25 protein-coding genes are annotated in these 21,859 nt (G+C 59.5%); 20 read left to right on the forward strand and 5 right to left on the reverse strand.

Going from position 1 to position 21,859, the window contains the following annotated elements; genetic code table 11:
* The first annotated feature begins 14 nt into the window (after positions 1–14).
* The 14 genes from ASF70_RS04915 to arsB all read left to right on the forward strand — a co-directional run bounded on the left by ASF70_RS04915 (position 15) and on the right by arsB (position 13,331).
* The gene (locus ASF70_RS04915) at positions 15–998 is read left to right on the forward strand and encodes a zinc-binding dehydrogenase (protein ID WP_062577919.1); all 984 of its coding nucleotides are present in this window, start codon (positions 15–17) and stop codon (positions 996–998) included.
* Between the two features lie 4 nt (positions 999–1,002).
* Positions 1,003–2,061 carry an SDR family oxidoreductase gene (locus ASF70_RS04920; RefSeq protein ID WP_062578405.1) on the forward strand — a complete coding sequence of 353 codons (1,059 nt, stop codon included), beginning with the start codon at positions 1,003–1,005 and terminating at the stop codon, positions 2,059–2,061.
* A gap of 38 nt (positions 2,062–2,099) precedes the next feature.
* Positions 2,100–2,957 (forward strand): intradiol ring-cleavage dioxygenase, encoded by an 858-nt coding sequence (locus ASF70_RS04925; RefSeq protein ID WP_062577922.1) that lies wholly within the window; start codon positions 2,100–2,102, stop codon positions 2,955–2,957.
* Between the two features lie 9 nt (positions 2,958–2,966).
* Positions 2,967–4,025, forward strand: a complete 1,059-nt coding sequence (locus ASF70_RS04930; RefSeq protein ID WP_062577924.1) for a maleylacetate reductase — start codon at positions 2,967–2,969, stop codon at positions 4,023–4,025.
* Positions 4,026–4,168: 143 nt separating this feature from the next.
* Entirely contained in the window at positions 4,169–4,468 is a 300-nt protein-coding gene (locus ASF70_RS04935) for a Dabb family protein (RefSeq protein ID WP_062577927.1), read from the forward strand.
* Positions 4,469–4,539: 71 nt separating this feature from the next.
* Positions 4,540–5,601 (forward strand): 2-dehydropantoate 2-reductase, encoded by a 1,062-nt coding sequence (locus ASF70_RS04940; RefSeq protein ID WP_062577928.1) that lies wholly within the window; start codon positions 4,540–4,542, stop codon positions 5,599–5,601.
* Between the two features lie 276 nt (positions 5,602–5,877).
* Positions 5,878–6,114, forward strand: a complete 237-nt coding sequence (locus tag ASF70_RS04950) for a hypothetical protein (RefSeq protein ID WP_062577932.1) — start codon at positions 5,878–5,880, stop codon at positions 6,112–6,114.
* Positions 6,111–7,106, forward strand: a complete 996-nt coding sequence (locus ASF70_RS04955) for an ABC transporter permease (RefSeq protein WP_200943513.1) — start codon at positions 6,111–6,113, stop codon at positions 7,104–7,106. The genes ASF70_RS04950 and ASF70_RS04955 overlap by 4 nt, the downstream gene beginning before the upstream one ends.
* A 23-nt stretch (positions 7,107–7,129) precedes the next feature.
* Positions 7,130–8,197, forward strand: coding sequence for a substrate-binding domain-containing protein (locus tag ASF70_RS04960; protein WP_062577937.1), 1,068 nt, complete (start codon positions 7,130–7,132; stop codon positions 8,195–8,197).
* A gap of 72 nt (positions 8,198–8,269) precedes the next feature.
* Entirely contained in the window at positions 8,270–10,771 is a 2,502-nt protein-coding gene (locus ASF70_RS04965) for an ATP-binding cassette domain-containing protein (protein WP_062577940.1), read from the forward strand.
* 97 nt (positions 10,772–10,868) lie between these two features.
* Entirely contained in the window at positions 10,869–11,222 is a 354-nt protein-coding gene (locus ASF70_RS23530; protein WP_082471771.1) for a metalloregulator ArsR/SmtB family transcription factor, read from the forward strand.
* The gene (locus ASF70_RS04970; RefSeq protein ID WP_062577942.1) at positions 11,219–11,746 is read left to right on the forward strand and encodes an arsenate reductase ArsC; all 528 of its coding nucleotides are present in this window, start codon (positions 11,219–11,221) and stop codon (positions 11,744–11,746) included. The genes ASF70_RS23530 and ASF70_RS04970 overlap by 4 nt, the downstream gene beginning before the upstream one ends.
* A complete protein-coding gene (gene arsC / locus ASF70_RS04975; protein WP_062577944.1) occupies positions 11,743–12,177 on the forward strand; it encodes an arsenate reductase (glutaredoxin) in 435 nt (144 codons plus the stop codon). Before ASF70_RS04970 ends, arsC begins: the two co-directional genes overlap by 4 nt.
* 83 nt (positions 12,178–12,260) lie before the next feature.
* Positions 12,261–13,331, forward strand: coding sequence for an ACR3 family arsenite efflux transporter (arsB, locus tag ASF70_RS04980; RefSeq protein ID WP_062577946.1), 1,071 nt, complete (start codon positions 12,261–12,263; stop codon positions 13,329–13,331).
* 46 nt (positions 13,332–13,377) lie between these two features.
* Here arsB and arsK read toward each other — a convergent pair whose 3' ends face one another.
* The 4 genes from arsK to ASF70_RS05000 form a co-directional block, all read right to left on the reverse strand.
* Positions 13,378–14,598, reverse strand: a complete 1,221-nt coding sequence (gene arsK, locus ASF70_RS04985; RefSeq protein WP_062577949.1) for an arsenite efflux MFS transporter ArsK — start codon at positions 14,596–14,598, stop codon at positions 13,378–13,380.
* Positions 14,595–15,302 (reverse strand): arsenical resistance protein ArsH, encoded by a 708-nt coding sequence (gene arsH, locus ASF70_RS04990; protein WP_062577951.1) that lies wholly within the window; start codon positions 15,300–15,302, stop codon positions 14,595–14,597. The genes arsK and arsH overlap by 4 nt, the downstream gene beginning before the upstream one ends.
* A gap of 46 nt (positions 15,303–15,348) precedes the next feature.
* Positions 15,349–15,681: a metalloregulator ArsR/SmtB family transcription factor gene (locus ASF70_RS04995; RefSeq protein ID WP_062577953.1), complete on the reverse strand. Its 333-nt coding sequence runs from the start codon at positions 15,679–15,681 to the stop codon at positions 15,349–15,351.
* Positions 15,682–15,981: 300 nt separating this feature from the next.
* Positions 15,982–16,515 (reverse strand): lipocalin family protein, encoded by a 534-nt coding sequence (locus ASF70_RS05000; RefSeq protein ID WP_062577956.1) that lies wholly within the window; start codon positions 16,513–16,515, stop codon positions 15,982–15,984.
* 466 nt (positions 16,516–16,981) lie between these two features.
* On the opposite strand from ASF70_RS05000, the gene ASF70_RS05005 reads away from it, so the two are divergent.
* Together ASF70_RS05005 and ASF70_RS05010 are read left to right on the forward strand one after the other, a co-directional pair.
* Complete coding sequence (locus tag ASF70_RS05005) at positions 16,982–17,854, forward strand: MBL fold metallo-hydrolase (protein ID WP_062459827.1); 873 nt, start codon at positions 16,982–16,984, stop codon at positions 17,852–17,854.
* A gap of 150 nt (positions 17,855–18,004) precedes the next feature.
* The gene (locus ASF70_RS05010; protein ID WP_062459825.1) at positions 18,005–18,376 is read left to right on the forward strand and encodes a hypothetical protein; all 372 of its coding nucleotides are present in this window, start codon (positions 18,005–18,007) and stop codon (positions 18,374–18,376) included.
* A 21-nt stretch (positions 18,377–18,397) separates the two neighbouring features.
* On the opposite strand, the gene fliQ is transcribed toward ASF70_RS05010, so the two are convergent.
* A complete protein-coding gene (gene fliQ, locus ASF70_RS05015; RefSeq protein ID WP_062459823.1) occupies positions 18,398–18,664 on the reverse strand; it encodes a flagellar biosynthesis protein FliQ in 267 nt (88 codons plus the stop codon).
* A gap of 281 nt (positions 18,665–18,945) precedes the next feature.
* Here fliQ and ASF70_RS05020 point away from each other — a divergent pair, with 281 nt between their 5' ends.
* From ASF70_RS05020 to ASF70_RS05030, 4 genes are all read left to right on the forward strand, one after another.
* Positions 18,946–19,290, forward strand: a complete 345-nt coding sequence (locus tag ASF70_RS05020; protein ID WP_062578407.1) for a metalloregulator ArsR/SmtB family transcription factor — start codon at positions 18,946–18,948, stop codon at positions 19,288–19,290.
* A 520-nt stretch (positions 19,291–19,810) separates the two neighbouring features.
* The gene (locus tag ASF70_RS24565) at positions 19,811–20,356 is read left to right on the forward strand and encodes a protoglobin domain-containing protein (RefSeq protein WP_244473964.1); all 546 of its coding nucleotides are present in this window, start codon (positions 19,811–19,813) and stop codon (positions 20,354–20,356) included.
* Positions 20,357–20,433: 77 nt separating this feature from the next.
* Positions 20,434–21,399, forward strand: a complete 966-nt coding sequence (locus ASF70_RS24570) for a methyl-accepting chemotaxis protein (RefSeq protein WP_244473965.1) — start codon at positions 20,434–20,436, stop codon at positions 21,397–21,399.
* 39 nt (positions 21,400–21,438) lie between these two features.
* Complete coding sequence (locus ASF70_RS05030; RefSeq protein ID WP_156461768.1) at positions 21,439–21,858, forward strand: hypothetical protein; 420 nt, start codon at positions 21,439–21,441, stop codon at positions 21,856–21,858.
* Position 21,859 lies beyond the last annotated feature (1 nt).

A 21,859-nucleotide genomic window follows, 5' to 3' on the forward strand; every position in this document is an offset into this window, starting at 1 on the left:
TTGGGAGGAGCATCATGAAAGCCTTGGTATTCGAAGCACCGGACAAGCCTGTCATTGCCGATCTGGCCATGCCGGAAATCTCTGCCAACGAGGTCCTCGTCCGCACCCGTGCCGTCGGCATCTGTCATTCGGATTACGAACTTCTGGCCGGTCGCTACATCATTCCGATCTCCTATCCGGTGACGCCCGGCCACGAGTGGAGCGGCGAGATCGTCGAGGTCGGTCGCAACGTCACGGGCTTCAAGGCGGGAGACCGTGTCGTCGGCGAATGCGTGGTGCGCACGCCCGAGCGGCTTCATCATTTCGGTTTTTCGATAAGCGGCGCCGACCGGGAGTTCTTCGCCGTCAATCCGGAATGGCTGCATAAGCTGCCGGACGCGGTTGATGACAAGAAGGCGGCGCTGATCGAGCCGTTTACCTGCGGCTTCTATGCGGTGCTGCGGTCCGGCGGCACCAATGCCAGCGAGACGGTCGTCGTCTCCGGCGGCGGAACGATCGGCCTGGTGTCTGCGGCGGCTGCGATCGGCATGGGTGCACGCGTCATCGTCGTTGATCCGGTCGCAACCCGTCGCGATGTGGCACTGAAACTCGGCGCAGACGCTGCGATCGATCCATCCGATGGCGGCGCGGCAGATCGGATCCGCGAGATGACCGGTGGTCATGGCGCTGATCTGGTGGTCGAAGCCTCCGGACATGATGCCTCGCTTGCGGCGGCGTTCGACTACGCAAGAGAAGATGGGCGCATGTCGATGGTCGGCATCAACATCGGCCGCAAAGTCCCTGTTGTCATCGGCCAGATCCAGATGAAGAATCTGACGGTCCGGGGCTGTATCGGCTCGCCCGGCGTCTGGCCGGCCGCAATCCGCTTCCTGGACCGAACAGGCATCGACCTCTCGCCGATCCAGACCCATGACTATGCTCTGACCGATGCGGTGCAAGCCTTCAACTTTGGCAAGGACGCGACCAAGAGCATCAAGATCACTCTGTTGAATGGATGAGAACATGACACATCACGCTCTCATTGTCGGTGCGACCGGCATTGCCGGCAGCAATCTTGCCGAATACCTGCTGGCCCAAGGCGGCTGGGAGATTTCCGGCCTTTCGCGGTCGCAAAGCCCGATTGCTGCCGTCCGAACCCTGTCCTGCGACCTCACTGACGCTGCTTCCGTCGCTGCCGCCCTCGAGGGTATCCGGCCCACCCATGTGTTCATCACCGCCTGGTCGCGGCAGGAGACGGAAGACGAGAACTGCAAGGTGAATGGTTCGATCGTCCGCAACGTTCTCGATGCCCTGCGTGGCCGAGGTGTGAACCATGTCGCCCTCGTTACCGGCACCAAGCATTATCTTGGGCCTTTCGAGAACTATGCGAAAGTCGCGCCGCAGACGCCGTTCCGCGAAGAGCAGGAGCGACTTCCCAACCAGAACTTCTACTATGTGCAGGAAGACGAGGTCTTTGCGGCGGCAGCCCGCGAAGGGTTCACCTGGTCGGTGCATCGGCCGCACACCCTGATCGGCTATGCGGTCGGAAACGCCATGAACATGGCGGCCACGCTTGGCGTCTATGCCTCTCTCTGCAGGGAAACCGGGATGCCCTTTGTGTTTCCCGGATCCGCCGAGCAATGGCAGGCGGCAACCGACGTGACGGATGCCCGCATCCTCGCAAATCACCTGTGCTGGGCCGCAACGACGCCAGCAGCTGCCGACACGGCGTTCAATGTGGTCAATGGTGACGTGTTTCGCTGGAAATGGCTCTGGCCGCGGATCGCCGCCTATTTCGGCATCGAAGCCGCGGACTATCCGGGCTCTCCGCAGCCGCTCGAGACGAAGATGGCCGATGCCGCACCCATCTGGGACGCGCTCGTGAAGAAGCACGGCCTCAAGGAAAATGCGCTCTCGCGCGTCGCCTCTTTCTGGCACACGGACGCCGACCTTGGCCGGCAGGTGGAGACATTCAACGACATGGCCCGCAGCCGCAAGGCCGGTTTCCTTGCCTACCAGGACACGACGGAATCCTTCACGGACGCCTTCGATCGCCTGCGCGCCGACCGGATCATTCCGTGATGACAGGACCACGCGACCAGCAAGGAGATCGACAGGCCATGGCGGACATCGGTTACTTTACGGAGACGAACTCGGTCGACACCGTCAATGCGCGCATGGGCGCTGACGTTGATCCGCGTCTTGCGCAAGTGATGGCGAGCCTTGTGAAGCATCTGCATGACTTTGCCCGGGAGGTCCAACTGACGCAGGATGAGTGGGAGACGGCGATCGGGTTTCTCACCCGCACCGGCCAGATCTGCACGCAGGAGCGGCAGGAGTTCATTCTTCTGTCCGATACGCTCGGTCTGTCGATGCTGGTGGATGCGATCAACAACCGCCGGCCCGAGGGTGCAACGGAAAACACCGTGTTTGGGCCGTTCCATGTCGAAGGCGCCCCGGTGAGGGAGATGGGCGCGCAGATCTGTCTGGACGGGAAGGGCGAGAGCTGCCTGTTCCTCGGCCGTGTGCTCGATCTCGAGGGCAAGCCGATCGAGGGGGCGCGGATCGACGTGTGGTCCGACAATGCCGACGGCTACTATGACGTCCAGCAGCCCGACATTCAGCCGAAATGGAACAATCGCGGCGTATTCGTCACCGGGGCCGACGGACATTACAGCTTCATCGGCATCAAGCCGGTGTCCTACCCCATTCCCGACGACGGTCCTGTGGGCGAGATGCTCGCGCATCTGGGACGGCACCCATATCGCCCGGCTCACATGCACTACATGGTGCGAGCCGAAGGCTATCAGAAGCTGGTGACGCATACGTTTGTCGGTGGTGATGCGTATCTCGAATCCGACGCGGTGTTTGGCGTCAAATCGACCCTTGTCGCGCCCTTCGACCGCCTTGAAGACGGCGACACGCTGTGGCGTTCGGAGTTCGATTTCATCCTCGTGCGACCTGACCAGTCAAGATAGGAGCCAGGCTTGGACAATTTCATCTATAATGGAAATCCGGCCCGCGTGATTTTCGGGCGTGGAACGATCTCTCGCCTGGCGGAAGAGGCCGAGCGATTGTCGGCCGATCGGGTGCTGGTGCTTTCAACGCCCGAACAGGCAGACCAGGCGCAGGGGATTGCAGAGGTTCTGGGCTCGCGCTTTGCCGGGCTGTATTCCAAGGCGCAGATGCATACGCCGGTCGACGTGACGGCCGATGCTTTGCGTGAGGTCGAGCGGCTCGGGGCCAATGCGGTTCTGTCGATCGGCGGCGGGTCCACGACAGGGCTTGGTAAAGCGATCGCCTTTCGCACCGACCTTCCGCAGATCGTCGTGCCGACGACCTATGCCGGGTCTGAAGCGACTCCCATTCTGGGTGAGACGGAGAATGGCCGTAAGGTGACGAAATCCGACCCGCGCATCCTTCCCGAGGTCATCGTCTACGACGTGGACCTCACTCTCACCCTGCCGGTTGCCATGTCGGTGACAAGCGGCATCAATGCCGTGGCGCATGCGGTGGAAGCGCTTTATGCCCGCGAGGCCAACCCGATTGTTTCGCTGATGGCGGAGCAGGGGATTGCCGCGATTGCCCGCGCGCTCCCCATCATTGCCCGTCGCCCGGATGATCCGGATGCCAGGGCGGACGCGCTCTATGGGGCCTGGCTCTGTGGCGTGTGCCTTGGATCCGTCGGCATGGCGTTGCACCACAAGCTTTGCCACACGCTCGGCGGCATGTTCAACCTGCCGCACGCCCCCATGCATACGGCACTTCTGCCGCATGCGGTCGCTTATAACGCACCGGCCGCGCCGGAAGCCATGGCGCGTATTGCGCAGGCGCTCTCCGCAAAGGATGCGGCAACGGGGCTGTTTGATTTGGCTCAAGGACTGGGGGCTTCGATGGCTCTTAAAACTATGGGCATGCCGGACGACGGCATCGATCCTGCCGTCGAGCAGGCCATGGCCAACGCCTACTGGAACCCGCGAGTGCTGGAAAAGGATGGTTTGCACCAGCTCCTAGCCGGGGCTTACGAGGGCCAGCGACCAGAATAACGTCCTATAATGAACGGCCCTTGGGAGGGGGTAGCGATGAGCAAGTGGCTTAGTGAATACTGGCAGGTGATATCGGATTGGCTTCGTGAACTGGGCGCGGCCCACGTCGTGGACGACGGCTCATCCGAGCGAAAAGACAAGCCATGATCAGGCACATCGTCATGTGGAACGTGCGCGGCGAGACGCCCGAGGAAAAAATCGCCTCTGCGCGTCTGATCAAGACCAAATTCGAAGGCCTCAAAGGACAGATCCCTGGTTTGAGTGCAATTGAGGTGGGGTTGGACATCAGCCGCATCTCCTATGCCTGCGACGTAGTTCTCTACTCCGAGTTCGACGACGAAGCCGCTCTCAAGCTTTACGCGGACCATCCGGCGCACGCGAAGGTGCGGGCAGAGCTCGAGGGCATCCGGATCGCCCGCCATCAGGTCGATTATATCTGCTGACCACAAGTGTCGCCTGACCGCGGATAAGCGCGGCGCGGCCCCGCCTTCATGCCCTTCTAGGAGACCATCGCATGACCTCTCATTTCAGCAAGACGCCGAGAATTGCTTTTCTCGGAACCGGCGCACAGGGCGCATCGATCGGAGCGGACTTCGTGCTCGCCGGTCATGACGTGACCTTCATCGAGCAATGGCCCGACCATGTGAACGCGATCCGGGAAAATGGGATCACCGTCAATCTACCGACCCGGACGATCAACGCCAGGGTCAAGGCCTTGCATCTCTGCGAAGTCGCGGAGATCAAGGAGCCGTTCGATCTCGTCTTCCTGGTGGTCAAAGCCTACGACACGAAATGGGCAACCCAACTGATCGAGCCGGTGCTGGCCACGGACGGCTTGGTCATCGGCCTCCAGAACGGCATGACGCACGAGGACATCGCGGCCATCGTCGGGCGGGAGCGGACTATCGGCGCCGTCATAGAGATCGCTTCCAACATGTTCGTACCCGGCGTCACCAACCGGCAGAACGATCACGACACATCCTGGTTTGCGCTCGGCGCCCTCGATCCGCAGACCCAGGAGAGGGTGGAGTCGGTCGCCGAACTTCTGCGCTGCACAGGGACCGTCGAGGTGACGGATGATATCCGCTCCGCCAAATGGATGAAGCTCGTCGTCAACGCCGCCGAACTTATTCCGTCTGCCATCGTCAACCTGCCGCTCGGCGATGCAGCCCGCAGCACGGGAATGCTAGAGGTGATGCGGGCGGCCGGCTATGAGGCCATGCAGGCGGCGATTGCCGATGGCGCAAAGATCGTCCCGATCATCGGCATGCCACCGGTCACCACAAACCATCCGGAGCGCTACGTCGACCAGATCTTCGAGGAGGTGCTCACCGTCTTCTCGCAAGCCGATACGCTCACGACCTCGCTGCAGGACTGGCGGAAGGGCCGGCGGGCCGAGATCCAGGAGGTCAACGGCTGGGTCATCGACACGCTGAAAGCGCATGGCCGGACGGCCCCGATCAATCAGCGGGTCGTAGACCTTGCCTATGAGATCGAGGCGAACACGCTTGAGGCGAAACCAGAAAACGCCGCTTTGCTGATCGAAACCTATGCGGCCAGCATCCCGGCGGGCTGAGGGTGCACTGATATGTTTCCCGTCTCGAATACACTTATCCAAAGCGGATATTTTCAGGGTTTTCGTAGTCTTCAAAATACATACAGTTGATCGGAAGGAGTTCGGAGGAGAGAATTTCCCGACGTATTTGAAGCGCCGGATTGCGTACTTGTTTTAGCAAGAGATGCTGACCGGTCAGAGTGACAAATTCTTGGAGGAGCAAGAATTTGGGCAATCCGCAAATCATCGTGCCTTGTGAAGTTCTGACCGCGCAGCGGTTCGGAGCCAGCTACAGGCTTGCCGAAGCTTGAGGCTGAGGCCGACGATGCCAAGGATCTGTCCAGCAGATTGCTTCCTCCAGGTATGAACCATAACCGGCTCTGGGAGGAGGACGCGATGCCTGATTTTGCTGACAAACCGACGTGTCTCTTTGCAGACTTCAAGGCGGCGTCCAACGCCGCCGAAGAGATCGGTTTGCGCCGCCCGGCCATCGCCTCGGGTGAGGTGCGATCATCAAAAGGAGCCGACCGGTGAGTGCAGTCTCAACAATCCCCACACGGGCGGACAGCTATGCCCCAGGCCGGATGAAGCTGACGCGGAGTTTCGTGACCGTGGTCTTCTCAACCATGGTCCTTCTGGTCGCCTGCCTGGTCTTTGCGCCCTCAAGCGTATCCTGGGGTGCCCTGTCAGGCAGTCTTCCGTTTGCGGCGATCATTGCCATTGTCGGCCTCGGCCAGTTGATGGTGGTTCAGCAGGGCGGCTTTGACCTCTCGCTTCCCGGTGCCGTCTCTCTCGCCGTCGTGGTCTCGACCCATTACCCGCAGCAGAATGACGGATTGCTGTATCAGGCGGTGCTCTTGGCGCTGGCCTTCAATCTGACGATCGGCTTTCTCAATGGCGCGCTCGTCAGCATCTTCCGCCTGAACTCGATCATTGCGACGATTGGCACCAACGCACTGCTTTATGCGACCGTCTTTGCCATGTCGGGCGGGGTGCCGTCTGTTACGACGGGCCTGCTCGCCAATATTGCCGGCGGCGAAACCTTCGGCCTGCCCAATGCCGTCTACTTCGCCCTCGGCGCCACCGCGCTGGTCTCCTTCATGCTGAAAAAGACCGTGGGCGGCCGCCGGTTCGAGGCGATCGGCGCAAGCCCTGCTGCCGGAGAGGCCGCGGGCCTTCGCGTGCGCTCCTATCAGATGATGGCCTATGTCTATGCCCAGCTGTTCTATTGCCTGGCCGGCGTCCTGATTGCCGGCATCACCCGCGAACCGACGGCCTTCCAAGGCGATAGCCTGCTGCTGCCGTCGGTTGCCGTCGTCGTGTTGGGAGGCACGTCGCTGCTCGGCGGGCGCGGATTTCCCATCTCGACGGTGCTGGCGGCCTTCTTCCTCAACCAGCTGAGCCAGTTCGCGCTGTCGGTCGGTGTGCCCTATTCAGCACAAACCATCATCCAGGCCTTGGCCCTCGGTTTCGGCATCGGCGTCTACTCGCTCCGGTGGAGCGGGAAAGTCAGAAAAACAACCTAACAATAACAAGTGGAGGAGCAGACATGAACTATGCAAATTTGAAGAAGGGCCTGGCAGTCTCGGTTGCGACTGCGGTCATCGCACTGGGAGGTGCGGGTCTGGCCAAGGCGGAGACACCGTCCTGGTGCGGGCCCAAGAAGGCGACGCTTGCCCTTCTCGACGGCTACGGCGGCAACAGCTGGCGTCAGGTGACGACGGCATCCGGCAAGCAGACCGTCGAACTGTGCGCCAGTATCACCAAGTATGAGTATGCCGACGGCCAGGGCGACACCCAGAAGGCAATCTCCGACATCAAGGGTATGGCCGCCAAGGGCGTCGATGCACTGGTCGTCTTTGGCGACGCCGGCCCGGCCATGCTGCCGGCCATCACCAGCGTCTTCAAGGCCGGAAAGATCATTGTGCCCTACCGCGTCGCTGTTGGCGGCAAGGAAGGCATGAATTATTCGAAGTTCATCGGCTCGTCCTTCGAAAACGACGGCGTCACTTGGGGCAAGTGGATCAAGGGTGTGCTTCCCAAGGGTGGCAATGTCCTGTTCCTCAGCGGACCTGCCGGCAACAGCCAGGGCCTGGATGAGCTGAAAGGCCTGAAGAGCGTGCTCGGGCCTGAGTATGTCTTCGTCAATCAGGCGCCTTTTGCCGTCACCAACTGGGATCCGGCGCTGACGCAAAAGGTGCTGACCGCCGAAATCGCCAAGAACGCCAAGATCGACGTCATCGTGTCCGATTTCGGCCCGTCGCTGGTCGGCGCTCTGCCGGCCTTCACCAAGCAGGGCAAATCGATCCCGGCGCTTGCCACGTCGGACGGCAACTCGCTCGGCTGCTTCTGGCAGGACAATCACGCCAGCAACCCGGACTTCAAGCTGTTCACCGTCGCCACCGGTAACGACAATGTCCGGTTGGCCGTGCAGTGGGCCGTCGCGCTTGCAACCGACGGCGAAAAGCCGAAGGAGCAGATCTTCGAGGCGCCTGCTTATGAGGATTCCGTATCGGGCAAGCCCAATGCCGTTCAGTGCCGCAAGGATCTGCCGGGCGCCATCTACATGTCCTCGGCGCTGAAGCCGGAAGACCAGGCAAAGGCCGTCGGCCAGTAACTGAAACTTACGCATCGCTGACCCCGGAGGGTTTACCTTCCGGGGCTCTGTCACCAGGACGGATTGCAAATAATGTTGGCACGAAACAGTCAAGACGTGGCGCTGGACGCTCGGGATGTGGTGATCCGCCTTTCGGGCATCTCGAAATATTTCTCGGTTGTCGCGGCACTGGCCGATGTCAGCGTGGAATTCCGGGCCGGCGAAGTGCATGCCCTTCTCGGCGAGAACGGCGCCGGCAAATCGACCCTGATGAACATCATTTCCGGAACGCTGCAGCCGACCGAGGGAGAGATTCACTTCGAAGGCCGCGCCGTACAGCAAATGACCCCGGAAATCGCCAAGTCCCACGGGATTGGCATCTGCTTCCAGCATCCTGCCATTCTGGACGATCTGTCGATCCTGGAAAACCTGCGCGTGGCGTTGCCAGCCTCGGTGTTTGCGGGCGCAAAGCCCGACGATGTGGGCCGGCGCGTGCTTGCCAAGGTCGGCCTGCATCTCCCTCTTGGCATGCGCGCCGACGGTCTGACGGTTGCGCAGAAGCATTTGCTGGAGATCGCCAAGGCGCTGGCGCTTGAGCCGAAGGTGCTGATCCTGGACGAACCCACTGCCTCGCTCGACCAGGATTCGACCGACATGCTGTTTGCCCGCATCCGAGAGGTTGCGGCCGCTGGCACATCGGTCATCTACATCACCCATCGCCTGGCCGAACTTCGCCAGATCGCCGATCGGGTCACCGTGCTTCGGGATGGTCGCGTGCGCGGCTCCGCCGTCATCGGCGAGATCAGCGATTCCGATCTGGTCGGGCTGATCGTCGGGCGTACTCTGGAATCGGCATTCCCGCCGAAAGCGTCATCTGCCGATACGGAGACCGGTCTGTCCGTGGTGGGCATCACCAACAGGGACCTGAAGAACATCAGCTTCGACGTGCCGCGCGGGCAGATCGTTGGGATCGCCGGTGTCGCCGGCAACGGTCAGCCGGAACTGATGCGGGTTCTTGCAGGGCTGATGCCTGCCGAGGGGCAGATCGTCTTACGCGGACGCGCACTCGCCCAACCGGAACTCCTCCATGAGGCGGCCTTCATGCCGTCGGATCGCCACGTCGAAGGTGTCGCCGGTAGTTTGACCGTTCGGGAAAACGCAACCTATTCCGCGCTTGAGAAGTTCGCGGTCGGTGGCGTGATGAGCCGCAAGAAGGAACTGGCGCAGGTCGGCGCGATCTTCAGTGAGCTGGCGGTCAAGACGCCGGGGATCGAAGCGCCGATTTTTGCGCTGTCGGGCGGCAACCAGCAAAAAGTGGTCATGGCCCGCGCACTTTTGTCCGAACCGGGACTGATCATTGCGGACGAACCGACGCAAGGGGTGGATGTCGGAGCCCGGTTTGAAATCTACCGAATTCTGCGCGAAGTCTCCGAGGCGGGAACGCCGGTTGTGGTGAACTCGTCCGATGCCGTGGAGCTCGAAGGGCTGTGCGACAAGGTCGTCGTGCTGTCGCGCGGGCATGTGGTCGAGATCCTTGAAGGTGACGACGTCACCGAAGAACGAATAGTCACTGCGGCCGTTGGAGCGGAGACGCATGGCGACAGCAGTTCGACGGTGGCACAGCCGAGTACCGGCAGCCGATGGCGCGACCTTCTGCGGTCGGACAATGCTCCAGCGGTCCCGCTTGCCATCGTGACCGTGCTTCTCGGGCTCTATGTCTATGGCCAGAACGAGAACTTCTTCTCCGTCTACAACATCTACAACATCTTGCTTCTGGCGACCGCGCTCGGCTTTATTGCCATGGGCCAGACCGTGGCGCTGCTGATGGGCGGGATCGATCTTTCGGTCGGTCCGCTCGCCGGATTTCTGGTCGTGGTCGCGTCATTTTTCATTACCGACGACAATTCCACTGCGATGATGGCGGTCGGCTTCCTCCTGATGTTTGCCGGCGCCTTTGTGACCGGGGCTATCAACGGTGTGCTGATCCGATTTGCGAATTTCACCCCGATTGCCGCGACGCTCGCCATGTATATCGCGATCCAGGGCTGCAGCTTCCTGCTGCGTGACAATCCGGATGGCTATATCAGCGCGACGGTCACCGACTGGGTCAACTGGCAATTGGGTCCTTTCCCGGTCGCCTTTCTGGTACTGGTTGTTGCAGCGGTCGGCGCCGAATTCTTGCTGCGCCGGACCCGGGCCGGATGGCGTCTGCGGGCGGTCGGATCCGATGAACAATCTGCGCGCCGGGCCGGCATTCCTGTCGAACTCACCTTCATCGGCGGCTATATCGCCTGTTCGCTGCTGACCGCTGTCGGTGCCATCATGCTGATGACGCAGATCGGTGTCGGTGACCCGCGCCAGGGCGTGAACTACACGCTGGCCAGCATCACCGCAGTCGTTCTGGGCGGAACGAGCCTTTCGGGCGGGCGGGGAACCTTCATCGGAACCCTTCTCGGAGCCGTGCTTCTGACCGAAGTGCTGAACGCGGTGACATTCCTGGGGCTGACCCAGACCTACCAGTATCTCTTCCAGGGATTGCTGGTTGTGGTGGCAGCGCTGATCTACGCAAGCGCTGGCCGGCGGAAATCGCACTGACTTCCTGGTTCTGAACACGAGTACCTGCCGTCGATCGTAAGAAGACGACCCGGAACACGCATCTTGACTGATTCCATATATCCAGTATTCTGGATATATGGAATCAGAAGTCGCTATTCTCGCCCTTGCTGCGCTTGCTCAGCCAACCCGGCTCGAAGCTTTTCGCCTGCTTGTCAGGCATGAACCGGATGGACTGCCCGCAGGTGACATAGCGCGCGCGCTCGCGGTGCCACAAAACACGATGTCTGCGCATCTCAACATCTTGTCACGCGCGGGTCTTGTTTCTTCGCAGCGCCAAAGCCGCGTCGTTACCTACCGTGTGGAGATGGAGACGTTACGGGAATTGGTGCTCTTCCTTCTCAAGGACTGCTGTGGCGGAAACGCAGAGCTCTGCGCGCCGCTGATTGCGGAACTCACCCCGTGCTGCCCTCCGGGAAAGGCGCTCTCATGACCGACAAGACATTCAACGTCCTGTTTCTGTGCACCGGCAACTCTGCGAGATCGATCCTCGCGGAAAGTGTTCTGCGAAAAATTGGCGCTGGGAAATTCAATGCCTACTCGGCGGGAAGCCAGCCTAAAGGCAACGTCAACCCAATGGCGCTCGATGTGCTTGTTGGCCACAAGTTTCCCACGGAGGGACTTCGGTCAAAAAGTTGGGACGAGTTTGCGGGTGCCGAGGCTCCGCAATTGGATTTTATCTTTACGGTCTGCGACAACGCTGCTGGCGAATCCTGCCCGGTCTGGCCGGGAAAACCGATGACCGCCCATTGGGGTATCGAGGATCCTGCTGCGGTGGAGGGGACCGACGCGGAAAAGCGCATCGCCTTCACCACAGCGCTTCGCTACATGAAGCTGCGTATTGCGGCTTTCGCCGCGCTGCCTTTGCAAAGCCTCGAAAGGATAAGCTTGACCGCCAAGCTTCAGGAAATCGGTCAGCTCGAAGGATCGACAAACAAGAGGCCTGACGTCGCATGACTAACCCTATCGATATCGTCATCTACCACAACCCGGACTGCGGGACCTCGCGCAACACGCTTGCGATGATCCGCAACGCCGGCATCGAACCCCATGTGGTTGAGTATCTCAAAACCCCGCCAGCGCGCGCGCTGCTTAAGCAGTTGATCGACCGGATGGGAATATCCGCGCGCGATCTTCTTCGCGAAAAGGGAACGCCATTTTCCGAACTCGGTTTGGGCGACCCTTCCTTGTCCGATGAGCAACTGGTCGATGCCATGATGGACCATCCCATCCTGATCAACCGCCCGATCGTCGTCACGCCTGCCGGTGTCAGGCTGTGCCGACCATCGGAAGCGGTGTTGGATATTCTTCCAGCTGGCCAGCAGGCTGCGTTTGCGAAGGAAGACGGCGAAATCGTCGTCGACCAAACCGGCCGTCGCGTCGTCTGACGCACGCCATTCAAGCCGAACCCGTGCGGCCCAGTCTTCATGGCAAGGCTGCGGACGATGTCTATCTGCCAAGGAGGCCGCAAATGCGTCCCGAAGAACCAACACTGCGTCTGTCGTTCCTCGACCGCTATCTGACCGTCTGGATTTTTGCCGCCATGGCACTGGGTGTGCTGCTCGGAACTGTCTTTACCGGCCTGCCCGCAGCGCTCGACAGCCTGTCCGTCGGCACCACCAATATTCCGATTGCCATCGGCCTCATCCTGATGATGTATCCGCCTTTGGCGAAAGTGCGCTTTGAGGAACTTCCTCAGGTGTTTGCCGACAAGCGGGTTCTGGCGATTTCTCTCCTGCAGAACTGGATTATCGGTCCGGTGCTGATGTTCGCGCTGGCGGTGATCTTCCTGCGGGACTATCCGGAATACATGACCGGCCTTATCCTGATCGGTCTTGCCCGCTGCATTGCAATGGTTCTCGTCTGGAACCAGCTTGCCCGGGGCGACAACCAGTATGTCGCGGGTCTCGTTGCCTTCAATTCGATTTTCCAGATCCTGTTTTTCAGCATCTATGCGTGGTTTTTCCTGTCCGTCCTGCCTCCGCTGTTTGGTCTTGAAGGCAGTGTGATTGACGTCTCGTTCTGGACGATTGCGGAAGCGGTGTTGATCTATCTCGGTATTCCGTTCCTTGCGGGATATCTGTCGCGCCGCTTGCTGACCGCGAGCAAGGGCAGGGACTGGTACGAGAATGTCTTCCTCCCGAAGATCAGCCCGATGACCCTGGCCGCCCTTCTGTTTACGATCGTCGCCATGTTCAGCCTGAAGGGCGGCGACGTGGTCCGCCTGCCGGGCGATGTGGTGATGATCGCCATTCCGCTGACGATCTACTTTCTCATCATGTTTCTTGTCAGTTTCTGGATGGCGAGGTCGGTGGGGACAGATTATCCGCGCACGACAGCGGTTGCCTTTACTGCGGCCGGCAACAACTTCGAGCTGGCCATCGCGGTTGCCATTGCCGCGTTCGGCCTGGCGTCCCCGGTCGCATTTGCGGCCGTCATCGGCCCGCTCGTCGAGGTTCCTGTGCTGATCCTTTTGGTACAGATGGCACTGTGGATGGGCCGCAGATATTTTGCCAAATCGGCAGGAAGCCCGGCCGTGTAGCGCTCCCAGCGGGCAACCAAGGACGCACGGATCCCAGCGTACTGGTTCAGGCCGGACGGCTCGCGAGATGATCGCCAGACTTGTGGCGGCGCTCCAGTCGCGCAATCCCGACGAAGGCGACAATCGCACAGGCCCCGAGCGCTGTTGTGATGGTCAGTGACCACAGCGTGCCGAAATGGGCCATGGCAAACGACAGCGCAAACGGTGCGGTCGCGGACAGGATCAATCGTGCGGCCATGACCTTGCCCTGCAGCCTGCCGTAGCCAGCGCTGCCAAACAGCATCAGCGGCAGGGTGCCGGTGACGATGCTGAAAAGACCGTTGCCCAAACCGAAGACAACGGCAAACGCCATGGCGCCTGCCACCGACGGAGCGGTAAGGGTGAGGATCAATACACCCCCGGGGATCAACGTGGCGGCAATCGTTGCCAAAGCCAGCGGCGGCAGATTGCCGCCGAGCATCATATTGGCAAACCGGCTCAGCACTTGTGACGGACCAAACAGCGTGCCGACAATGGCGGCAGTGGCCCCAAGGCCAAGACCCGACAACAGCGGCACCATATGGACCAGGATCGCCGCACTGACGAGAGATTGCAGTGAAAACCCCACCACCATCAGCTTGAACCCGAACTGCCGGACGTCCGGGCTGAGGCACCCTTCGACGACTTGCGCCGTGCCGTTCTGTTTCTGCGACTTCCCCTGGGCAAGGCCGTAGGACAACCAGGCGTGCAGAGGCAGGCAGACGAGCAGATTGAGCCCGGCAAACACCAGGTAGACATTCTGCCAGGACAGATGGGCGTGCAGAGCCGTTGTGATGGGCCAGAAGATCGTCGAGGCGAAGCCGGCGATCAGGGTCAGATAGGTGATGCTGCGCTGGGCGGTGCGGGGGCTTGCCTGCACCAGCAGCGCAAAGGCCGCGCCATATTGTACCAGATTGGCGGCGATCTCGATCACGATCAGAGCGGCGACGAAGCCGCTCTTTCCCGGCGCATAGGCACAAGCGACCAGCGCTGCCGCGGCAATCGCGGATCCGGCCGTCATCACCCGTCCTGCGCCAAAATGATCAATGGCCCGGCCGAGCCAGGGAGCGGTCAAGCCGCCCAGAAGAAGTGCCGCCGAAAGTGCGGCAAATATCCACTCCGTCGACCAGTTCAGGTCTCGCGCCATATCGGGTGCAAGAATGCTGAAGCTGTAATAGAGAGTTCCATAGCCGATGATCTGGGTGAGGCCTAGGGCAAGGATAGTGCCGATCGGCGGCCGCTCGCTCATATCGACTTCAGATCCACGCGCTGTTCGAGCTTTGCGGCCTCTTCCTTCCTCTCGCTATAGCGGTCTGTCAGATAGTCGGACGCATCCCGGGTCAGCAATGTGAATTTGACCAGTTCCTCGCAGACATCAACGACGCGATCATAGTAGGCCGAGGGTTTCATGCGGCCATCCGTGTCGAACTCCTGCCATGCCTTGGCAACCGACGACTGGTTCGGAATGGTGATCATCCGCATCCAACGACCGAGAATGCGCAACTGATTGACCGCGTTGAAGGACTGCGAGCCACCGGAGACCTGCATGACGGCAAGCGTCTTGCCCTGCGTCGGTCGCACCGAACCGGTCGTGAGGGGGATCCAGTCGATCTGCGCCTTGATAATGCCGGTCATTGCACCGTGCCGCTCGGGGCTGACCCAGACATGGCCTTCCGACCAGAGAGAAAGCGCCCGCAATTCCTGAACCTTCGGATCCGTATCGGGTGCGGCATCTGGTAGGGGCAAACCTTCGGGGTTGAAGATCTTCACCTCGCATCCAAGGTGCTCGAGGAGCCGGGATGCCTCTTCCGCCAAAAGACGGCTGAACGAAATCTTCCGCAGCGATCCATAGAGGATCAGGATCCGCGGCTTGTGCTGCGAATAGGGTGGTCGAAGTGCCTCAAGGTCGGGCTGGGAAATGAGATCAAGCGAGGCCGCTGGCAGATCAGCCATTTGGATACTCCATCGAAAAAGATTGAAACGTTCGCATTTAGGGCTCCTATGACCCAGACCCTGCGAGTTCTGTAGGCCCGCAACCGGCATCAGATTGGCCCGAACAACAGTTCTCCATCAGGAAATGGGCAAGGCCGTTGAGGGTCTCGAAATTCGCGCTGTAGACGATGGAGCGTGACTCCCGCTGAGCGCTGATCAGGCCCGCATGTTCCAGTTCTTTGAGATGAAAAGAAATGTTGGAAGGCGACACGTTCACAGCGTCGGCAATCATACCCGCCGCCAGTCCGCCCGGGCCTGCGACGACGAGCTTGCGAATGACCTGCAGTCGGGTCTGCTGTGACAGTGCGCCAAACGCATCAAGGACCTGTCGCTCGTTCACCAGTTCGTTCCTTGTCCAATAGTGATCAGGCGCGGGCGCTTGCCCGGCTTTCAAAGCCCTGTAAAGGCTATAGAACAATAATTATTCAAGACTTCAAGGATTATTGAAATATTGGCCGAAAACAATCTGCGTGACGAAGCCCGCGCGCTCGATCCCAGAATTCCATTCGGTCTCTCAAGCTGGTCGCAGGGTAGGGGCCGAGCTTTATAAAACCAAGGTTCGAAGCCGCAGCGAAGCTCGCGTTCCGAACGGTTGTCTTGTCGCGTGGACGCCAAACCGTTCGGACGCTTTCCAGTCAGCCTAGCGGGCTGGCGGAAATTCCAGCTTCTTTACGTCGTAGCCGAGTTCGCTCGCCTTGCGCACCATGCGGTTGAGCTTGGATTTCGATGGTACGGTTCGCGAATAGATCCACAGGTCCGACATCGACGGGTTGGCGCTGATGAACCAGGATTTATCCGGCGATTTGTAGAGCACGCGGTAGGTGAAGGTGATGAACAGTGGATAGCGGACGCGCATCGTTGCGTTCGTCGTTCCGTAATCCTGGATCTTCCCGGTCCCATTGATCGTTTTGAGGCGCCCGTTTGGAGTATCGACACGACAACCGTCTTCGACCATGACCGTGTCAGGCGTTTTGCCCTTGCGGTAGGTGGAATAACCGGCAACACAGCCATCGGTCAGGAACATCGGGGTCCTCCCGATTTCCAGCCATGTCCCCTGGTAATGATCCGGCCCGACTTTGACGACATCGGGAGCGGCGAGGGCCTGCGATACGACGCCGATCGCGAAAAGGCATGTGATTAAGTGCAAGCTGAGATGTCTGATAAGATTGTGCATATGCTCATCCTGTCGGTTGCCGATCCCGCGTGATCTCGAGGCAACCGTACTCCCCGCGGAAGTACTCGCAGTTGCCAAACGGAACCACACATCAGCCGCATCCAGGGTCGCCGAGACATGCGCCACAGGCACAACCAGTTTGTTTGCCGGCCAACGATGTGGATCTATGGCTGCGACGGGCAAAATCAAGCGCGTTGCCACGCGCGAACAACTGCTCGGCTGGTCTCGATCCAAGGGCGCGGCTTATCGGGTTGGCCCTATCGCTTGGTAAGCAAGATTGCGGCAAAGGGCTCCGAGTTGACGTTCGTGAGAGGTTGACTTAGGAGGGGCCGCCGTGACGCTTGATGTCCTCGTCTTGCCCGCTGTCACAGCGTTGCTGCGATCAGACCTGCCTCGTGGACATCCTGTGGCCAGACCATCATAGAGCCGCGCCAGTGTAGGCGTTTGACAAGCCGGATTTTACACCATGAGTGCCCAACCCGAAGTCGCTGGTTTTTACGACGCGCGTAGCGGCAGCATCCAGTATGTCGTAAGCTGCAAGGCCACGAAGAAATGCGCCATCATCGATCCGGTTCTCGACTACGACGAGAAATCCGGAAGCACGGCCACGCGTCACGCCGATGCGCTCCTTTCACATATCCAGATGCAGGGACTGGACGTCGCATGGATCCTCGACACGCATCCCCATGCAGACCATCTCACCGCAGCAGCATACCTCAAGTCGAAGACCGGCGCGCCGACCGCGATCGGCGCCGACGTGGTCAAGGTCCAGGCGCTATGGAAGGACATCTACAATGCGCCGGCGATGCCAACCGACGGATCCCAGTGGGACCGGCTGTTTTCGGATGGCGACCGGTTCATGATCGGTGAGATCGAGGGCCGCGTCATGCATTCGCCCGGCCACACACTGGCATCGATCACGTATGTGGTCGGCGATGCGGCCTTCATCCACGACACGCTGTTCATGCCCGACAGCGGTTCGGCCCGCGCCGATTTTCCCGGAGGCAGCGCTGAAGATCTCTGGTCGTCGATCGAGGCAATCCTGAACTTGCCCGACGACACCCGGCTGTTCACCGGCCACGATTATCGTCATGGCGGGCGGGAAGCGCTTTGGGAGAGCACCGTCGCGCAACAGAAGGCGCAGAACATTCACCTCCGGTCAGGGCGTGACGAGTTTATCCAGTCTCGCATCAGCCGTGACAAAACGTTGCCGTTTCCAAAACTGATGCTGCATGCCTTGCAGGTCAATCTGATGGCAGGAGAGCTGCCGCCAAAGGAGGCGAACGGCGTGAGGTACCTGAAGATCCCGATCGACGCCTTCCCTGTGGCGGCCTGGTAAGACATTTGTCGGCGCCAAGCGTGAACTCACGAAATAGTGCGGCCGTAGGCGGTTTGATGCTTTTCAGAAGGGGATAATGTTTGCATATTGTCTCGGCAGACGACGATACAGTCGTCGGCAACCCTCGGTATAGCTTGGAGGAGCGATTACATGAAGCGGACGTGGCCTGAGGAATTCGACTTCATACTGGATGGGGCTGAGGAGGTTTCGCTGGAGGTTCCAGTGGCCCGCAAGGGAGATGTTTCGCAGGGCGAAACGGTAACGCGCCATGCTCTTAAGGTCCGTCTCACGCAACAGGATTACGAACGTGTCTGGCCGTTGGCGGAAACACGCTATCGTCTTGGCGGTAGCCGTACTGGCAAAGCGATCACGCTGATCGCCAACAATCCGCACTACCAGCAATGGCACCCGGCCGACGGAGGTTCGGACGCAGGCGATGCCGAGGGCGGCCGATCCTATGCGACCCGCTATGTGGTCGTGTTCTTCCTGCTCGACGAAGTGCGAGAGACTGCAGACGCCTGACCTCTTGAGATCGCAGCCGGCCTAGAAACCCGACTGCACATGAGAGAAAATCTCGACAACGAGAAGATTGAGTTGGCCGCCTATGAACGGGGCGGCCACTGCCAGCGCTACAAAGACAGCAACAATTTTTGGCGCAAAGCTCAGCGTGCTTTCCTGGACCTGCGTGAGAGCCTGGACAAGGCTGATAACCAGGCCGACTGCCATCGCGGTGAAAACCGCGGGCGCTGAAGCAAGGAGCATTGCCCAGACAGAGATCCGCAGGATCTCCAACGCGTCTGCTTCTGTCATTTCACACCAGCATTGAATGTATATTGGGCGGCGAGACCGCGTTTCGTATCTGCCTTAATACAGATTCGGCGGTTGTCAGAGTTAAGTATTGTTAAGATGCGTAAAACGTCTGGACTGCGATAAAATAACGTACAATTTGCGTATTGAAGCAGAGACGTAATGCGGAGATGCTTAGCCGCCGCAGCTTATATCTTGCTTGTATTACTTCTCGCTGATGTTGCGCCGGACTCGGTTCGGTCCATGAAGATACGCGATTTTATTCAATGGTGGTTGGAGGCGTTATGGACATCGGTCTGTCGGGAGAAGTTCTTCCCTTCGATGAGGGCGACGCCGCCGATCTACTGAAGGTTATGGGGCACCCCGCACGGTTCAAAGTCCTTTGTCTGGTGCAGGATCGGGAGCGCGACGTGCGTTCACTCGCAAAGGCGGTGAATCTCAGCCAATCGGCACTCTCTCAACATCTGAAGATTCTCAGGGACGCGAACCTCGTCTCGGCGCGTCGACAAGCGCAGACGGTTTTCTATCGCTCTCACGAGGAAGGTGTCCGCCAGGTTCTTGACTGTATGCAAAGCATATTCTGTCCCGTCGCAGAGACTCACGATGCTGTGGCGGTTGCCTACGCTTAGACCCTACGCAATGACCTTGACGATGTCCCAGCTCTCTTCTGTCAATATCGACCGCTGTCTTGAGAATGCAATGAGCACGCTGCCGGTCATAGCAGCGCTTACATGCGGCATGAATTTTAAGGCAAAAACTCGTATTTTTGGCTCTATGCTTGACGATTGCCAGATATAGCCTCGGTCAAACGATGGCGCTGCTTAAATCAAGTTCTGCTACTATAGCATAGGGCGAACTATTAACGGTTTTTTATCCCCTGAATCCTAGATTTGTGGTGCCAGATAGGCGCCGTGGCGCCGCATACCCATGAGGGTTTTATGGCCGTGAAGATCAGGAACAGCCGCCACCTGACAGTCTAACACCTGTTCGGTAGACATCTGGGTTTTTGAGCCCCCTTGCTTGCCACGCGATGGCTTCGAAGCACGCGCGCCGGTGATGGACTGCGTTCCCGTCAGCAACAGATCGCACTCGCTTTAGCGGGCAGACCAACCATGCCTTGTTACCAAGGGACCGCAGCAGGGGACATACATGAGTACGCAGAAATCAGCACAGGCAACGCTTAACGACCGACTGGACTTCGCTGGTCTTGGTGATCCACAGCGCAGGACACTCGCAGCATTGGCGCCCATCATTAACGGGTCGCTCGATAGCGCGCTCGATGTGTTTTACGCCAAGGTCCGTCATCACCCGGAAACCTCCAAATACTTTTCCGGTGAAAATCACATCACCCAGGCAAAAGGACGACAGGCTCGACACTGGGAAACGATTTCCTCGGCAAAGTTCGACGAAGCCTATGTTGATGAAGTCACCATGATCGGCAAAGCCCATGCAAGGCTTGGGCTTCAACCGCGCTGGTACATTGGCGGCTATGCGTTGATGATCGAGAACATCGTGCGCGCCGTCATCGATAATGAGCTTGGTAGTTTCCTGGTGCGCGGCAAACGCCAGAAGATCGGAGACGACGTAACGACGGTTGTCAAAGCGGCCCTCGTGGACATGGATTATGCGATCTCGGTCTATCTCGACGTCCTTGCGGAAGAGAGAGCCACGCTGAAGCGGAGCAGGCGACGCTGAAAGCGGAACAAGACACAGCGCTCTCAGCCCTCGAAAGTGCGTTGAGATCTCTCTCCGGCGGTGATCTGACCCGGCCCTTGGAACAGCCCCTCGCGGTCAGTTTCGACGGGCTCAAGCATAATTTCAACGATTCCGTATCGAGCCTCAACGGTGCTCTTTCCGAGATCTCAAGCACGGTCGGCTTCGTTCTCTCGCAGTCGGCCGAAATCGCCACTGCGACCGACGAAATGGCAAAGCGCACCGAACGGCAGGCCACGGCGCTTGAAGAAACAGCGGCAGCGCTGGAGCAGATCAGTTCAATCGCGCGGCAGTCTCAAACCCGGACGACAGAAGTCCAGGCGGTCGTGACGGCCTCTGCAACAGAGGCAGCAACGTCCGGAGAAATCGTAGAGCAGGCCGTCAAGGCGATGAGCGACATTGTCGAGTCATCCAAACAAATGAACGACATCATTAGTGTCATTGACGAAATCGCGTTCCAGACGAACCTCCTCGCACTCAATGCGGGGGTCGAAGCAGCCCGTGCCGGTGACCAGGGGAAAGGCTTTGCGGTGGTGGCGCAGGAGGTGCGGGAGCTCGCGCAACGCTCAGCCCGGGCCGCCAAGGAAATCAAGGATCTCATCTCGAGATCTTCTCAGGATGTCGCGCGCGGCGTCGATCTTGTGAACACAACGGGCAAGGCATTGAGAAGCATCGGCAGACAGGTGCAGACGATCGACGAACACATGGTATCGATTGCCATGTCGTCGCGCGAACAGGCGACTGGGATAGCTGAAATCAACTCTGCCGTGGGCAGCATGGATACGATCACGCAGCAAAACGCTGCCATGGTGGAAGAGACGTCTGCGGCGACGATAAAACTCTCCAACGAGGCCGAGAGACTTTCGGAGCTTGTCGCCGGGTTCAAAACGACGCCAAGCGCGGTGGGGCAAAGCAACGGTCGGGCGCATTCTCCTGCAGCTTCGCCTGCGCGACAAATGATCCAGTCGCTTCCTGGCAAACTACAGCGGTCGAAGGCGGCCAATGAAGGCTGGTCGGAATTCTGAGCATGGCGACCCGGTACGCCACATCATGAGGGTAGTTTTGTGAAAATGCTGATCGCAATACCACTCGCACTGCTGGCTGCCGGGCTCTCCACCGCACAAGCGCTCGATAAACTGATCCTTTTGGTCAAAAGGAATCTCGAGCACCTGGACATCGGCAATACGGCGCAGTTCGATCTGAACATGCTCACGGGGTTTGCGGGTCGCCGAGGGTATAGGTCGGGATCCAAAGCGGCCGGGGCCGAATGGATAGAGATGACGGAAGTCGTCGAGTTTGTGACTCGTATTGTGGACGCAAAACTAGCTGGAGGTTTTTCACCCGCGAACCTCTCCATCGGGCGAGGTTGCGGCGAGGGAATGATGACAGACAGAACCTGCGACATGCAATATCGGGTGGATCTGCGGTTCTTGCCGTCACCGGTCGTCCTGCTGTGGCAATCCCCTAAAGCGAATAAGGGTTAGG

It is taken from the genome of Rhizobium sp. Leaf321 (assembly GCF_001423215.1).
Classification (GTDB): Bacteria; Pseudomonadota; Alphaproteobacteria; order Rhizobiales; family Rhizobiaceae; genus Neorhizobium; species Neorhizobium soli.

Excerpts from the sequence above, each read along its gene's own strand:
- ASF70_RS04915 (WP_062577919.1), top strand. The coding sequence starts at position 15 with ATGAAAGCCTTGGTATTCGAAGCACCGGACAAGCCTGTCATTGCCGAT.
- ASF70_RS04920 (WP_062578405.1), top strand. The coding sequence starts at position 1,003 with ATGACACATCACGCTCTCATTGTCGGTGCGACCGGCATTGCCGGCAGC.
- ASF70_RS04925 (WP_062577922.1), top strand. The coding sequence starts at position 2,100 with ATGGCGGACATCGGTTACTTTACGGAGACGAACTCGGTCGACACCGTC.
- ASF70_RS04935 (WP_062577927.1), top strand. The coding sequence starts at position 4,169 with ATGATCAGGCACATCGTCATGTGGAACGTGCGCGGCGAGACGCCCGAG.
- ASF70_RS04940 (WP_062577928.1), top strand. The coding sequence starts at position 4,540 with ATGACCTCTCATTTCAGCAAGACGCCGAGAATTGCTTTTCTCGGAACC.
- ASF70_RS04960 (WP_062577937.1), top strand. The coding sequence starts at position 7,130 with ATGAACTATGCAAATTTGAAGAAGGGCCTGGCAGTCTCGGTTGCGACT.
- ASF70_RS04965 (WP_062577940.1), top strand. The coding sequence starts at position 8,270 with ATGTTGGCACGAAACAGTCAAGACGTGGCGCTGGACGCTCGGGATGTG.
- ASF70_RS23530 (WP_082471771.1), top strand. The coding sequence starts at position 10,869 with ATGGAATCAGAAGTCGCTATTCTCGCCCTTGCTGCGCTTGCTCAGCCA.
- ASF70_RS04970 (WP_062577942.1), top strand. The coding sequence starts at position 11,219 with ATGACCGACAAGACATTCAACGTCCTGTTTCTGTGCACCGGCAACTCT.
- arsC (WP_062577944.1), top strand. The coding sequence starts at position 11,743 with ATGACTAACCCTATCGATATCGTCATCTACCACAACCCGGACTGCGGG.
- arsB (WP_062577946.1), top strand. The coding sequence starts at position 12,261 with ATGCGTCCCGAAGAACCAACACTGCGTCTGTCGTTCCTCGACCGCTAT.
- arsK (WP_062577949.1), bottom strand. The coding sequence starts at position 14,598 with ATGAGCGAGCGGCCGCCGATCGGCACTATCCTTGCCCTAGGCCTCACC.
- arsH (WP_062577951.1), bottom strand. The coding sequence starts at position 15,302 with ATGGCTGATCTGCCAGCGGCCTCGCTTGATCTCATTTCCCAGCCCGAC.
- ASF70_RS05000 (WP_062577956.1), bottom strand. The coding sequence starts at position 16,515 with ATGCACAATCTTATCAGACATCTCAGCTTGCACTTAATCACATGCCTT.
- ASF70_RS05005 (WP_062459827.1), top strand. The coding sequence starts at position 16,982 with ATGAGTGCCCAACCCGAAGTCGCTGGTTTTTACGACGCGCGTAGCGGC.
- ASF70_RS05010 (WP_062459825.1), top strand. The coding sequence starts at position 18,005 with ATGAAGCGGACGTGGCCTGAGGAATTCGACTTCATACTGGATGGGGCT.
- fliQ (WP_062459823.1), bottom strand. The coding sequence starts at position 18,664 with ATGACAGAAGCAGACGCGTTGGAGATCCTGCGGATCTCTGTCTGGGCA.
- ASF70_RS05020 (WP_062578407.1), top strand. The coding sequence starts at position 18,946 with ATGGACATCGGTCTGTCGGGAGAAGTTCTTCCCTTCGATGAGGGCGAC.
- ASF70_RS24565 (WP_244473964.1), top strand. The coding sequence starts at position 19,811 with ATGAGTACGCAGAAATCAGCACAGGCAACGCTTAACGACCGACTGGAC.